The 15,470-nt window shown below is 27.5% G+C and carries 11 protein-coding genes and 1 riboswitch; of the genes, 8 read left to right on the top strand and 3 right to left on the bottom strand.

The window, feature by feature from the left end; translation table 11 throughout:
- Positions 1 to 131 precede the first annotated feature (131 nt).
- A riboswitch (cobalamin riboswitch) is annotated at positions 132 to 319 on the bottom strand.
- Between the two features lie 58 nt (positions 320 to 377).
- Complete coding sequence (locus tag BUA48_RS06845) at positions 378 to 2,114, bottom strand: ATP-dependent metallopeptidase FtsH/Yme1/Tma family protein (RefSeq protein WP_072831316.1); 1,737 nt, start codon at positions 2,112 to 2,114, stop codon at positions 378 to 380.
- Between the two features lie 302 nt (positions 2,115 to 2,416).
- On the opposite strand from BUA48_RS06845, the gene BUA48_RS06840 reads away from it, so the two are divergent.
- The 8 genes from BUA48_RS06840 to BUA48_RS06810 all read left to right on the top strand — a co-directional run bounded on the left by BUA48_RS06840 (position 2,417) and on the right by BUA48_RS06810 (position 12,899).
- Complete coding sequence (locus BUA48_RS06840) at positions 2,417 to 3,577, top strand: YkvA family protein (protein WP_072831315.1); 1,161 nt, start codon at positions 2,417 to 2,419, stop codon at positions 3,575 to 3,577.
- The gene (locus BUA48_RS06835; protein ID WP_072831314.1) at positions 3,577 to 4,518 is read left to right on the top strand and encodes a ribonuclease H1 domain-containing protein; all 942 of its coding nucleotides are present in this window, start codon (positions 3,577 to 3,579) and stop codon (positions 4,516 to 4,518) included. Before BUA48_RS06840 ends, BUA48_RS06835 begins: the two co-directional genes overlap by 1 nt.
- Positions 4,519 to 4,661: 143 nt before the next feature.
- Positions 4,662 to 4,838, top strand: coding sequence for a YtxH domain-containing protein (locus BUA48_RS15360; RefSeq protein ID WP_143147679.1), 177 nt, complete (start codon positions 4,662 to 4,664; stop codon positions 4,836 to 4,838).
- Between the two features lie 258 nt (positions 4,839 to 5,096).
- A complete protein-coding gene (locus BUA48_RS06830; protein ID WP_072831313.1) occupies positions 5,097 to 6,392 on the top strand; it encodes a helix-turn-helix domain-containing protein in 1,296 nt (431 codons plus the stop codon).
- A gap of 82 nt (positions 6,393 to 6,474) precedes the next feature.
- Positions 6,475 to 7,743, top strand: a complete 1,269-nt coding sequence (locus BUA48_RS06825; protein WP_072831312.1) for a helix-turn-helix domain-containing protein — start codon at positions 6,475 to 6,477, stop codon at positions 7,741 to 7,743.
- 135 nt (positions 7,744 to 7,878) lie between these two features.
- Entirely contained in the window at positions 7,879 to 10,479 is a 2,601-nt protein-coding gene (gene clpB / locus BUA48_RS06820; protein ID WP_072831311.1) for an ATP-dependent chaperone ClpB, read from the top strand.
- A 335-nt stretch (positions 10,480 to 10,814) separates the two neighbouring features.
- Complete coding sequence (locus tag BUA48_RS06815; protein ID WP_072831310.1) at positions 10,815 to 11,747, top strand: DUF5107 domain-containing protein; 933 nt, start codon at positions 10,815 to 10,817, stop codon at positions 11,745 to 11,747.
- Positions 11,748 to 12,101: 354 nt separating this feature from the next.
- Positions 12,102 to 12,899, top strand: a complete 798-nt coding sequence (locus BUA48_RS06810; RefSeq protein WP_072831309.1) for a polysaccharide deacetylase family protein — start codon at positions 12,102 to 12,104, stop codon at positions 12,897 to 12,899.
- 193 nt (positions 12,900 to 13,092) lie between these two features.
- Here BUA48_RS06810 and BUA48_RS06805 read toward each other — a convergent pair whose 3' ends face one another.
- Both BUA48_RS06805 and BUA48_RS06800 read right to left on the bottom strand, forming a co-directional pair.
- A complete protein-coding gene (locus tag BUA48_RS06805) occupies positions 13,093 to 13,833 on the bottom strand; it encodes a type 1 glutamine amidotransferase (RefSeq protein ID WP_072831308.1) in 741 nt (246 codons plus the stop codon).
- A 31-nt stretch (positions 13,834 to 13,864) separates the two neighbouring features.
- The gene (locus BUA48_RS06800) at positions 13,865 to 15,223 is read right to left on the bottom strand and encodes a Mur ligase family protein (RefSeq protein WP_072831570.1); all 1,359 of its coding nucleotides are present in this window, start codon (positions 15,221 to 15,223) and stop codon (positions 13,865 to 13,867) included.
- Positions 15,224 to 15,470: the final 247 nt, after the last annotated feature.

The raw sequence follows: 15,470 nt of genomic DNA, 5'->3' as shown, positions 1-15,470 counted from the left end.
GTAAATAAAAAAGACACCCTATAGAGGATGTCTGATATAACAATAAAAAGATTTAGCAAGGATAGTTTCTTTTAATAAACTACTCCAATGCCTTTTCATGTTAGACACCTCCCAATTTTCCCGTGGGATTTTTTAGTCTATACTTCATGGCAGGTCTCCTGACTTCAAATCAACATATATACTAACCTTCCCATTAACATAATTAACAGTGGTGTAACTAGTATATACTCCTTGTTACAGTGACGGGTTCGTGCTGGACTCACACCAGCTTCCCTTTTAATTTAAAGAAAACTTTAAAACCACAAAATATATTAAATTTTACAAATTCATTATAACACTATAAGATATAAAATCAAGTCAATTTATAAAAAAATAATTTATAAAAGATTTTCTATAGTATTTTCATAGAGTGTTTCTTTCTCTATTAATTCATTGGTAAGTATCTGTAAAACTTCTTTGTTTTCTTGTAGCATAGTTAAAACTTCTTTGTAAATTGAATCAATAGTATTTTTACACTCTTTGAAGGCATCGTTTTGTGTTGTTATTCCAAACTTTGATAACTCATTCATGTTAAGTAATCCTAAACTATTACCCATACCATATTGAGTTATCATATTACTTATTAATTCCGTACTTCTTTGTAAGTCATTAAATGCCCCAGTAGTTATATTGTCACTTCCAAAAATTAATTCTTCAGCTGCTCTACCACCAAGTAATACTTTTATTCTATTTATTAAATAAGATTTATTTTGATGTTGATTATCTTCTGGTATTGTAAGAGTGTATCCGCCTGCTCCCTTTGAAGTTGGAATAATAGTGATTTTAGATATCTTCTCATTAGGTAGTACTAAGTGAGAGATAAGAGCATGTCCAGCTTCGTGGTAAGCAGTTATAATTTTATCATCTTTTTTTATGTTTGAAGTATCTTGCTTTTCATATCCAGCTAAAACCATTGAAAAGGCTTTATCTAGATGTAAATCTAAAATTGAGTGGCTATTTTCTTTACATGCCAAAATAGCTGCTTCATTTACAAAGTTCTCAAGTTTAGCGCCTGAGAAATAAGCGGTTTTCTTAGCCCATGTTTCTATATCAATATTAGATTTTGGTTTATTTTTAAAATGTAAATCTAATATTTTTTTTCTAGCATTTAAATCTGGTAAAGACACTTCGATGTGTCTATCAAATCTACCTGGACGTAATAGAGCAGGGTCTAATATGTCTAATCTATTTGTGGCAGCAATTACTATTATGCCATCACTTTCTTTAAAACCTGACATTTCCGTTAATAAAGCATTTAAGGTTTGATCTTTTTCTTCAGAGCCCCCATTAGTAGAGGAACTTCTTTTTTTACCTATGGCATCAATTTCATCTATAAAGATTACAGCTTTTCCATGACTTTTAGCTTTTTTAAATAGATTACGTATTCTACCTGCTCCTACCCCTACATAAACCTGTACAAAGTCAGAACCAGATACGGCATAAAAGGGAACACCAGCTTCTCCAGCAACGGCTTTAGCTAAAAGTGTTTTACCAGTACCAGGTGATCCATAAAGAATTATTCCCTTTGGCATTCTGGCACCGTAAGATGCATACTTTTGTGGGTTTTTAAGAAAATCTACTATATCATTTAAACTTTCTTTAGCTTCTTCATTACCAGCAACCTTAGTAAAGTTAAAATCTATGTTTTGCATATCTTGAGCATCTATTGTAGCTGATTTTATATTGCCAGATGAAACCTTTGATGTTCTTTTAAAGGATAAAAGAATTATTGTAACTATAGAAATAACAAAAATAATTGGAGGTATAACTTCTATTGGTGAAAAATATATTGATTCAGAGACTTCAACATTTTTACTAAGCATAGATTCTTTGAAGTTCTCACTTCTAGGGTTTTCAGTTGAATATAAACTTCCATCCTTAAGCTTTATTTTAAGTTGAGGAGAATTTATAGAATATATTTTTTCAACAGTACCTTTATTAACTTTATTTAAAAAATCATTGTAGCCTAGGTTTTTAGTAACAATAGAAGAGTTATTAAAGAATGCACTGGCGATTATAGAGAAAATTGCAGTGACAATAGGTAAAATTAATATGTTTTTTTTGAGATCTTTCATTTAGTGCTCCTTTCCTAGAAAAACTAGATAAAGATGACATAAAGAAAATAATATATGTAAAATAAGTTGAAAAAAATCGAAAATTATTGATTTAAATGATTCGTTCATTGATAATTTATATTATACATTAAAAATAAACCTTGTCTAATGGAAATATTTTCGATTTAATGCTTGAATTATACAAAAATTTATTTAAATAGCCTTTTATATATAGTATACTAAGGGTAATAATATAGAAAATGATAATTTTATTTAATTTTAAATATAAGAAAAGTTAATATTCTACAGGGGGAGGTATTTTAGTGAAGGTATCTAGTGTTAATGTAGAACTTACACAGGAAGATTTACTAAGTATATTAGATGAAGTTGTAAATGAATATGCGAAAGTAGAAAATCTAAAGATAAGTAGTGCTAATATAGAAGATTCAATAATTATACAGGGAACTTATAGTTGGAAAATAAATCTTGAGTTTAAAATTCAATTAGGTATTATTGATGTTATAAATAATATAGTTATACTTAAAATAGAGAAGGTTAAGTTTTTTAAGCTTGGGATATTTAGCAGTATAGTAAGTTTGGTTGAAAAGAAGCTTATAAATGAATTTAAATATTTAGGAATTGGATATAAAAACAAAGAAATCAGAATTGATTTGAAGGTAATTAATAAATTAATACCTATGGTAGATTTTGAAATTATATCATTGAGAACAGGAAAAGGTAAACTAATTTGTGAAACAAGAGATATATTAATCAATAATAAGAAAAAAGAAGTAACAGTTGAAGAGCTTAAGGAAAATTACGATATAGTAAATAACTTAGAAAAAATAGGTGAAATAAGCAAGTCTAAAATAGAAAGTTATGAAGATACTAAAGTAGAGAATGAAACAGAAGAAGTTTTAAGTGAAATAGAGAACGTTGAAACTTGTGAAACTATTGAGGGGTATAAAAATGAAAAAAAAACGATAAATATCACAAGTAAAAATAGTTATAATGATATTAGAGATAATATAGAAAAGAGTGTACCTAATAAGTATAAAAAAATAATGGAATATGCTCTTTTAATACCAGATTTAATAGTACTTATGGGAAGATTATTTAAAGATAAGAGAGTTCCTATAAAAACTAAATATTCCATAGGAGCGGCTTTAGCGTACATATCAATTCCCATAGATATTATTCCGGATTTCATTCCATTTATAGGTAAAATAGATGATGTTACTATTATATTTTTTGTTTTAGAAAAGATAGTAACAGATATTCCTAAAGAGATAATAGTTGAACATTGGCAGGGTAAGGAAGATTTGATACAAATAATTACTGAGGGAGTAAAGTATTTAACTGTAGTAATAGGGTTAGATAATACTAGAAAGGTAATGCAAGTAGTTAAATCCTTATTTAAGTTTAAAAAAAAGTCAAGAAAAGAAGTGAAAACTTATAAAAAGGAATTGAAAAGAGGTAAGTAATGGCTAAAAAGGTTTATGCTATAAAAGAAGGCTTTGATTCTAAAAAGAATATAAAAGTAGAGGATATAATAGTTGATACGTGGAGCGAGTGTCTTAACTATGTAAAAGGAGTTAAGGGTGCTAAATATAAGAGCTTTGAAAGTTTAGAAGAAGCTAAAAATTTTCTTAAAGAAACTAAGAAGCTTTTAAAAAAGGGCGAAGATGAATATCCAATGGATCAATTACATGCCTATGTAGATGGAAGCTACAATATAGCAACAGAAAGATATGGATATGGATTAGTTGTAGTAAAAAACAGCGTAATAACCTATATCGAAAATGGTGCTGCTGAGGATGACTCTCAAAAGCAAATAAGACAAATAGCAGGAGAGTTAAAGGCAGCAATAAGAGCTGTTAAATATGCAGCATATTACAAACAAAGCAAAATAGTAATATTCCATGATTATGAAGGTATCTGTCATCATGCAACTGGATACTGGAAGAGAACTGATGAATCTTCAGAGATATATTACAATGAATTCAATAAGTTAATTAACACTTATGGTATAGAAGTAACCTTTGTAAAGGTGGATAGTCACACAGGAGATTTCTTCAATGAAGTAGCTGATGAACAGGCTAAATTACCAATAGGTGTAGAAAATAATAAGGTTGTTTTAAATTACCTAAAAAGTAATAAGGTAAAGGTCTTAACAGAAGAAGTAAAGGAAAAGCTTTTAAAAACTGCTCAAGGTATGGAGGACAATATAGAAGTTATAAAAGAAAAAGGTTCTATAAACAAAGGAATAAAAAGTGAAAAATCAGAGGAAAAGGATAAAAATGAATTAAAAATAGAAGAAATAATTAATAAAATTAAATCTATGGATATGAATAAAGCTAAGAAGTATGTAGAAGGACTAGAGGAGAATGAAAAAAACAGTATCATACTTAAATTAATAAAATAACATAGCTTTTACTAAGCTTAACTTAAATATGTAAAGTTAAGTATATATTTACACGTTTATTTAAAGAAAAAGTACACAACCTAATAGTGTAAAAGTATAAATTAAGTAATGCTTTAAAAACTATTAGAAAGGATGTGTCGAAAATGAATGGTAAATTTATAGGTGGCATGGCATTAGGTCTTATGGTGGGTGCAGCTGCAGAAATGGCTGTTATGCCTTATATGGATAAGAAAACAAAAAGAAAAGTAAGAAAAAAAGTTAATATGGCTAAAAACAGAATGTACGATATGGGGGGAAACATGATGTCTATGATGAAATAATTTTTTATTTCTAGTGGGATATTATGTAACATTTTAATTTTAAACTGATTAAAAATATTAAAAAAACTCCGAAATACCTCGGGGTTTTTTTAATAATAAAGAATATTTTAAAATTTAATAGTTGTTTTTGCAGTATTACACCATTTTATGATATAATAATGTTAATAATTTGTATATTACATTTAATCATATCGGGAATTTGTATAGTAGATTTAATTATATTAAAATTTAATACTTTTACGTAAAGGATGCGTTAACATGGAGATATTGTCTTTAGGAGAGAAGATTAAAAGAAAAAGAAAAGAATTAAATATGACTTTGAAGGATCTAGCAGGGGATAGAATAACACCAGGACAAATAAGTTTGGTGGAGTCAGGGAAGTCTAATCCAAGTATGGATTTGTTAGAATATTTAGCTGAAAGTTTGAATACCACTGTAGAGTATTTAATGGAATCTGAAGAGAGCCAAGCTCAAAAAATATGCCTTTATTTTGAAAATATGGCTAAAGCACATTTATTAAATGATGAGGTAGAAAAAAGTGAGGCATATTTAGAAAAAGCTTTATTATATTCAGAAAAATATTCACTTTCATTAGTTGAGGCTGAAGCACATTATATTAGAGGTAAAATTTATCTATACAAAAGAGAATATTCTTTAGCACAACAAAGCTTTTTAGAATCTAATGTTATTTTTATGAAAAACAATGCCTATAGACAGGTTATTAAAACACTGTTGAATTTAGGGATAATAACATTAAAATTAAAAGCATATCATTCTTCAAGTACATACTTTCAACAAGCTGAGAAATTATATAAAGATAATGAAATAGGTGATGATTATCTAATAGGTGAAATTTACTATTTTATTGCTTTTAATTATTTCAAGTTAGAAAATTTAGAAAAAGCTAAAAGATATTGCTATTTAGCAGAAAAACAATTTAAACTTTTATATGATAAGAGGGAATATGGAAGAACCTTATTGAAACTAGCAGAAACTTGCAGTGAAAATGGGGATCTAGAAAAAGCTATTAAGTATTCTGATAAGAGTTTAAGTGTATATAAGGAAATTGAGGATAACAAATTAACTTCTGATATTGAAAATGACCTAGGAAAATTATTCTCAGATTTTAACCTTATGGATGAATCTTTTAAACACTTAGGAAAAGCAAAAGAAATGAAAATTCAACAAAGTGATGACTCTGTTATAGATACTTTAATATCTATATGTGAAAATCACATAAAATTAAAAAACATAGAAAAATCTAAAGAGCTATTAAGTGAAATAAGAGAATTTGCCAATGATAAAGATCCGAAAATAATTATTAAATACTACTTATTAAAATATAGGGTAGATTTACAAGAAGAATCAGATATGGAAGCAGAAAACACTTTAATTATGGCTTTAAATATAGCCAAAAATATGAATTTATTAAAAGATGCAGCAGAGATTTCTGTTATATTAGGTAATTTTTATATGGGTAAAGCAAATATAGTTGATGCTACTAAATATTTAGGTGAAAGCGTAGCATTATTCAAGGAATTAGATATTATTTAAGTATTCGGTTAAGGAATTAATTATTGGGTGTAGGAATTAAGGAATATAGTTTTATATTATAAATAATGGGTGATGATAAAAAATGGAGATACTTTCAACTGGGGAAAAAATTAAAAGAGCAAGAGTCTATAAGGGACTGACTTTAAAAGATTTATGTGAAGATAAAATTTCAGTTTCTAAGATGAGTTGTATAGAAAATAATAAAATAAAACCTGATTTATGGATTTTAGAATTTGTTAGTAAAAAATTAGATTTAGATTTAGAGTATTTAAAAAAAGATGTAGATGAGCAATTAGAGGAAAATCTTAATAGATTGAAGAATCAAAAAGTTTTTTCTCATTATGAAGAAGATTTAAAAATCATAATGGATTATTCAGAAAAATATAACAATTATGAAAGAGCCTTTGAAGCTATGCATATATTATTCCAATATTATTTTAAAAATAAGAATGTATACGGACTTCAAGATATTCAATGTACTTATTACGATTTATATGAAAAATCTTACACAGAAAAAAATCAAATAATTTATTATATGGACATAGCTTTATATTTATATAGCAATAATGAAATACCTCAATGTATGAATTATTATGACAAAGTAATAGAGATATTACGGTTGAAAAAAGAACTTAGTATTGAAGAGAAATCGTTATATAGCGAAGTTTTATATAGTCAATCCAATTGTCATCTTATGCTAAATCAATATGCAGAAGCGTATAAAATTGGTATAAAGCTAAAAGACTTAGTAAATGATATAAAAGATATTAATTTAAAATCTAAAGTATATCAATTACTAGCAAATTTAAGTATAAGAAATGATATTAACCAATTTAGTAACTATGAAGAGAAATCTTATGACAGTTTTTCACTGGAAAGTTATACCGTGGCGAAGTTAAAAATGTCTTATGCCGAAACTTTCTTTCAAGTTGATTTAAAGGATAGAGCATTTTTATATTTAGAAGAAGCTATTAGTATATGTCCAAAGGAAGAAAAATATAATTTTGTATCCTTACATTTGGATGCAGTAAAAATTCTTTTAGATAATAATTTTCTAGAGAAGGCTGAACCTATATGTGATATAGCATTAAATGATGCTATATCACTAGATGATATAAGATTTATCGAAAGAGCATACTATTATAAGTCTTTAATATGTATGAGTACATCTAAAGAATATTTTGCTGAAATGTATATGAATCTTTCATTAGATTCTATAGTGAAATTTGGAGATAAAGAAGATATATATAATAGATATCTTGAATTAGGCAAGATGTACAATAAAATTAACAATGTTAGAGAAGCATTGAAATACTTTGGCTTAGCTATTTCAATTGAAAGTAAGCTTTAACGTTTATCTAATAATTGGAAAAACATAATAATATTCAATAGCTTTTCAAAATCTTATTGAAAGAGTATAATTAGGGCATATATTTATATATTAAATATATGTCCTTTTGAATTAATTAAGTGAGGTGTAATGTGTATGGATATTGAAAAATTAACGATTAAAACTCAACAATCTATTAACGATGCGCATAGTATAGCAGTAAGAAACAATAATCAACAATTAGATGTTATACACCTTTTTGCTGCTCTTATTGAAGAGGAGGATAGCTTAGTTCCTAGTATACTTGCAAAAATGGGAGTTAACTTAAAGGCATTAAAAAACTCTACAAAACAAGAACTAGATAAGATTCCAAAGGTCTTAGGGGAAGGTGCTCAAAGCTCCGGTATATATCCTAGCAGAAGATTTGAAGAAGTCTTTATCAAGGCTGAAGATGAAGCTAAAAAATTTAAGGACTCATACATAAGTGTCGAGCATTTGATGTTAGTTATGATAGAAAATGCTAAGAAGTTTGGCTTAGAGAATTTATTTAAAGCTAATAATATTGATAAGAATACATTTTTACAGGCTTTATTAGAGGTGAGAGGAAATCAAAGAGTTGATACTCAAGATCCAGAAGGAACTTATGAAGCTTTAGCGAAGTATGGAAGAAATTTAACAGCTGATGCTAAAAAACATAAAATGGATCCTGTAATAGGAAGAGATGAAGAAGTAAGAAGAGTAGTTAGAATATTATCTAGAAGAACTAAGAATAATCCTGTTCTTATAGGAGAACCAGGGGTTGGTAAAACAGCAATTGTAGAAGGTTTAGCTCAAAGAATAGTTAACGGAGATGTTCCAGATGGACTTAAGGAAAAAACAATATTTTCTTTAGACATGGGGGCACTTATAGCTGGGGCTAAATATAGAGGAGAATTTGAGGAAAGATTAAAGGCTGTTTTAAAAGAAGTAGAAGCTAGTGAAGGAAAAATTATTCTATTCATAGATGAGATTCATACTATAGTTGGAGCAGGAAAAACAGATGGTGCTATGGATGCAGGTAACTTAATTAAGCCAATGCTAGCAAGAGGAGAGTTGCATTGTATAGGAGCTACAACCTTTGATGAATATAGAAAATATATAGAAAAAGATAAAGCTCTTGAAAGAAGATTCCAGCAAGTTCAGGTAGATGAGCCTTCAGTGGAAGAAGCAATATCAATTTTAAGAGGATTAAAGGAACGTTTTGAAATACATCATGGTATAAGAATACATGATAATTCCTTGGTAGCAGCAGCTAAATTATCATCTAGATATATAAATGATAGATTTTTACCAGATAAGGCTATTGATTTAATTGATGAAGCTTGTGCTATGATAAGAACAGAAATAGATAGTTTACCTACAGAGATGGATATGATTAGAAGAAGGATCTTTCAGTTAGAAATAGAAAAAGAGGCTTTATCTAAAGAGGGTGATGAAAAATCTAAATTAAGATTACAAGACTTAGAGAAAGAGTTAAGTAATTTAAAAGAAAAGGATATGGAATTCACTGCTAAATATGAAAAAGAGAAAGCTGAAATTCAAAATATAAGAGACATAAAATCTAAGATTGATGATGTAAAAGGTGAGATAGAAAAGGCTGAGAGAGAATATGACCTTAATAAGGTAGCAGAACTTAAGTATGGAGTTATCCCAAATCTTGAATCTGAATTAAAACAAAAGGAAGAAGAGGTTCAAGAATTTAATGGTAATACCTTATTAAAGCAAGAGGTTACAGAAAATGAAATATCTGAAATTGTTTCAAAATGGACTGGAATTCCTGTTAATAAACTTGTTGAAGGTGAAAGAGAAAAATTATTAAAACTTTCAGAGGAATTAGAGGAAAGAGTTATAGGTCAAAGTGAAGCAGTTGAAGCAGTAGCAAATTCAGTTTTACGTGCTAGAGCAGGTTTAAAAGATACTAATAAACCAATTGGATCTTTCATATTCTTAGGACCAACAGGAGTTGGTAAGACTCAACTAGCAAAGACTTTAGCAAATAATTTATTTGATGATGAAGAAAATATAATAAGAATAGATATGTCAGAGTATATGGAGAAATTTGCAGTAAGTAGGTTAATAGGTCCTCCTCCAGGATATGTAGGATATGAAGAGGGTGGACAATTGACTGAAGCCGTAAGAAGAAATCCATACAGTGTTGTTTTATTTGATGAAATAGAAAAAGCACATGAAGATGTATTTAATATTTTTCTACAAATCTTAGATGATGGAAGACTTACTGATAACAAGGGTAAAGTAGTTGATTTTAAAAATACAATTATAATAATGACATCTAATATAGGAAGTAGATATTTACTAGAAAATGTACATGGAACTGAAATAAGTTCAGAAGTAAGAGAAAGAGTTATGAATGAACTTAAGTTAAGATTTAAGCCAGAGTTTTTAAATAGATTAGATGATATAATTTTATTTAAACCACTTAGCAAAGATGAAATCTCAACTATAATAGATATTTTCTTAAAAGGAATTGAAAAAAGACTTGAAGAAAGAAATATAAGACTAGAAATAACTTCAGAGTGTAAAAAGGTTCTAGCGGATGAGGGATATGATCCTATATATGGAGCTAGACCATTAAAGAGATACATTAGTAATACTTTAGAAACTATACTTGCAAAAGAAATAATTGCAGGTAAGATACAAGATGGCGATAAAGTAAAAATTAATGTGAAAGATGGAGAAATTATAACAGAAGTAATATAAAATTAAGGGTTGTTGCATTAAGAATAAATATCAAATCATAGAGTACTTATAACTAATTTATAAGTACTCTATGGTGAATATGACTTTCTTAATGCTACAGCTTTTTTATTTATTAATTACAAAGTATGTATAGTGCATTAAATAGACTTCATTTATATTTTAGAAGATGAAAAAAATTAATATGCAATAAATTACCATGAGGTAGCTTTAATATTTCAAAGTATATATAGAAATTAAATGTAAATTTAGAATTTTAGAAAAAGTTTTCTATAACAATTCAATATGGTCATGTTATAATAAATTAAATATATAAATTACTATTACATGGGGGAAATATGAGAATATATAGAGAATATTTTAAGGGGCAAAATGCAATTGTACTAGAAAACGATTTTTTAAGGGTGGTTATTTTACCTAAAGTTGGAGGAAAAATAGCATCTATTTATGAAAAAAATAAGGATTTTGAATTGTTATTTCAGAACAAAGAAACTACATATAAAGTTCCAAAACTATATGATTCTTTTGAAAAATTCGATGCAGCTGGCTTTGACGATGCTTTTCCAACTATAGATCAATGTGAAGTAAAATATGAGGATAAAACAATAGTTTATCCTGATCATGGAGAAATATGGACAGCTTCCTTTGAAGAATCCATAGAGGATAATAGGGTTATACTAACATATTTAAGTGAAATATTACCATATAAATATGTTAAAGCTATAGAGTTAAAGGAACATGAAATTGAAGTGAGTTATCATATAGAAAACTTAGGACATGAGCAATTTCCATACATATGGGCAGCTCATTATTTAGTTAATTGTCATAAGGATATGCAACTTATTATGCCAAGTAATGTAGAGCAAGTTGTAAATGTACAAAATAGTACTAAATTAGGTGAAGTTGAAAGCATACATAATTATCCTATAACTAAAACTCTAAGTGGAGAAGAATATGATTTAAGTAAAGTACTAGAAGAGAATGCTAAGCATACAGAAAAATTTTATACAAAGCTTAAGGTTAATGAGGGTTTATGTGGAATATATTATCCACATAAAGATGTAACATATAAATTGAAATATAATAAAGAGGTTTTACCTTATATAGGCTTTTGGGTTACTGAGGGTGGCTTTAGAGGAGATTATAATTGTGCTTTAGAGCCATGTAACGGTTACTATGATAGTATTTTAATTGCTAAAAAACATAAAAAATTAGAATATTTACAATCAAAATCTAAGGTGGAATTTGCTATTAAAATAGAGCTGAAATAAAGCTTATAAAGATAAGAGAAAGTAAAGTTAGCAAAAATATAATGATTTATAATTAGATATAGTAAAGATCTCCTTTTGTTATTCAAACTTAAATCAACATTAAAACAACAAAAAAAGTAAGCGAAAAAATAGAACTCAAATATTTTATGAGTTCTATTTTTTTATTCTTTAATACAAGGTTTATTTTTTAGGAAAATGCAAAAGATAAGTATGTTGATAAACTTACTTTTAGTAAGTTATTAATATGAAAGTTCATATTATATTTTTAGATTAAACTTAATTATTAGTTTAAGATAATTAAGATTTTATTTTATAAGAAACTTTTAAGTTACACAAAAGAAGGGAGAATTACAAATGAAGAGGTTTTTACAAAAAAAAGCTTTTATAGTATGGGCTATGTTATTTTTTATGACGCTTACTGTATTAGTACCTAAAATATATGGTGAGGAGAATGCTGAATCAAGTACAAGTGAAGAAGCTAATAGAAAAAAAGTTGTATATTTAACCTTTGATGATGGGCCATCACCTAATAATACGAGAAAAATAATAGATGTACTTAATAAAGAAGGGGTAAAAGCAACCTTTTTTTTAATAGGTCAAGAAGCAGAGAATAGACCACATATTGTGAGAGATTTAGTAGATAACGGAATGACAGTTTTGCCGCACTCTTACAGTCATAAGACAAATTACATTTATAAATCATCTAGTAATTATATAAGTGATTATGAAAAATGCAAGGAAGTACTTGAACATATAGTAAGAGGACCACTTCCTAATTATATGAGAATGCCTACGGGTTCATATACTCCATGTTGTAATAAATGGGTTATGCAAGATATTATTAAGGGTTTAAGAAGCAAGGATGTTAGCTATATAGATTGGAATGTAAGTACTGATGATTCTTTAGGTAAAAATGTTCCAGTAGAAAACTTGAAAAATAAATTTATTAAGCAAGCTAAGGACAAGGATTTTATTGTAGTACTTATGCATGATAGTTATTATTGTGGAACTACAGTAACTTATCTACCAGAAATGATAAAATATCTTAAGGATAATGGATATGAATTTAAAACTATTAATGATATGACTCCAGAGGATGAAGCTTATATGAAAAATCATCGTTTAATAAATAAAACTAAAAAAGTAAAATAATTTTATAAGCTAAAATATAAGATTAATAAATTTAGTTTTCTCTATTTTGATCAGTAAGATTTACTAGTAGCTATAGTGTATTATATATTAAAAACAATAAATCCATATTATAAGTTTCCTAGAAGTAAGTAACTTATAATATGGATAAAAGTTTTGCTTAAGAATATCTATAAAAATTCAAGTTATAAAACCACTATAAACTTGAATTATCTTCTTTAGAATAAGTTTTTATTATATAATCTTTAGCTTGAGTTTCTAAAGAATCATCCAATGGAGCCAATACTACATCTCCATACTTATATTCAAGAGCCATCTTTAGCATCCTATCAGCTAATTCAGGGTTTTTAGATAGTAGACATCCATGGAAGTAGGTAGCAAAAGTACCCTTGTAAATACATCCCTCAAAACCATCTTCACCGTTATTTCCAAAACCAAATTTTACTTTTCCTAAAGGTTTTAAATCACCTATATAAGTTTTACCTGAATGGTTTTCAAAGCCTACATAAGATTCATTAAATTCCTCATTAAAGATAACAGTATTACCTATAAGTCTTTTATCACCAGCTTCAGTATAGATATCAAGAATCTTAAGACCTTCTATCTTTTCACCATCTGGAGCAGTATAGTAATTTCCTAAAAGTTGATAACCTCCACATATAGCTAAAAAGACTTTTCCATCTTCTATGTATTCCTTTATTGATGCTGTTTTTTCAGGGGTTAAGTCACTAGATACTATCTTTTGCTCAAAATCCTGTCCACCACCAAATAAAACGATATCATAGTCATCCTTTATGAATTCATCATTTATAGAGTTATTTATTAAATTTACCTTTATGCCTCTTTTTTCAGCTCTATCTTTTAAAATTAATATGTTACCGAAGTCTCCATAAACATTTAAAAGATCAGGATATATATGGCATATATTTATTTCCATAGTTTCACCTTCTTGTTTTCAAGTAATTATATTACCAAATTTTATTTGCGTATCCTTTAGAAGAAATAAATTGTCTAAAACCTGTCATAGCTGTATAAGTAGCTAATATGTATATTGTATCAGAATTACACTTTTTAATTTCACTTAAAAGTTTTTCAAAGTCATTACAAAGTGCAAACTTGTTTTCTTCGAATCCAGCAATTTTTAATCTAATAGCCATATCGAATAATCTTTCGCCAGAAACTAAAATTCTATCAGTATCTAACTGCAGTAATTTTTCGAATTTTACGTCCCAAATCCAAGAAACATCAGTACCATCAGCATATTTGTCATTAAGTAAGAATGCTAAATCAACTTTATTTTTATCTAAAATCAAAGTATTTATAGCTTCATCATATCCAGCAGGGTTTTTAACAAGTATAACCTTTACTTTTTTACCCTCAATATCAATAGCTTCTTGTCTTCCAAAACTACTTTGTTGTTTTTCAAATGATTTTAATATAATATCATCATTTATATTTAATTCTTTAGCAATTGAGTATGCACATAAGGCATTATAAATATTATATGTACCAGCCTGACTTACATATAAATCAGTATCATTTATACTTATATATGAACCAGAAGTTGTTTTTTCTTTAATAGATGTAACTGCAAAGTCTAAGTTAGGTCTTTTATAGCCACATTCAGTACAGAAGTACTTACCAAGATGATTATAAGTTACAAATTCATACTTATAAGGAGTGTTACAGAATTTACAGAACTTTGCATCGGCATTAACATCTATAGATGAATTCATATCATCAGTAGCGCCAAATCCATAAAATAAAGTTTTGTTAGGAAGATCTAATTTCCCTAATAAGGATTCATCACCATTTAAAATTAAAGTTGAATTTGGAACCTTTTTAACACCTTCAAGGATTTTATTTAAAGTTGTATAAACCTCTCCATATCGATCTAACTGATCTCTAAATAGATTAGTTATAGTTATTATTTCAGGAACAGAATGCTCAGTAAAGAACTTTAAATTTGCTTCATCTACTTCTATTACAGCATAACGTTGTTTTTTACTATTCTTAAAGGAGTAATTTGATACAAAACAAGCTGTTATTCCTGTTATCATATTTGCTCCAGAAGCATTAGTTATTACATCTAAACCTGATTCTTTTAAAAGATTATATATCATACTAGTGGTAGTAGTTTTACCATTAGTTCCAGTTACTAAAATGACTTTATAGTTTTTAGTAAGTGTTTTTAAAACATTCTTGTCTAGCTTTAAAGCTACGGTTCCAGGAAAATTAGTACCGCCTTTAGACATTAACTTTGAAAGTTTAATTGTTAATTTTGAACATAGTATACTAAAAAATGACTTAATATTAATTTTAGTCACCGCCTCTAACATAAGTTTTTTTATAAGTTTTTTATAGTACATAAGTATAACTAGAGTTATTTTACTAGGCTTTAATAAAAAATACAACAAAATATAAGTATTTTTCATTATAATTTTACTTTTGTAGTGATTAATTTTTCAAACAAAATACGCATAAATACACAATTACTAAAAATAAAAAAAGTAAAACTGCAATTTTAAGTTGGCGTTTTCTCTCGGTTATAAATTCTTGCTTATTCAAATTATT

The sequence above is a fragment of the Clostridium collagenovorans DSM 3089 genome (assembly GCF_900130005.1).
GTDB lineage: Bacteria > Bacillota > Clostridia > Clostridiales > Clostridiaceae > Clostridium_D > Clostridium_D collagenovorans.
The sequence above is the reverse complement of the archived record's forward strand: the minus strand, read 5'-3'. Positions and strand labels throughout refer to the sequence as shown.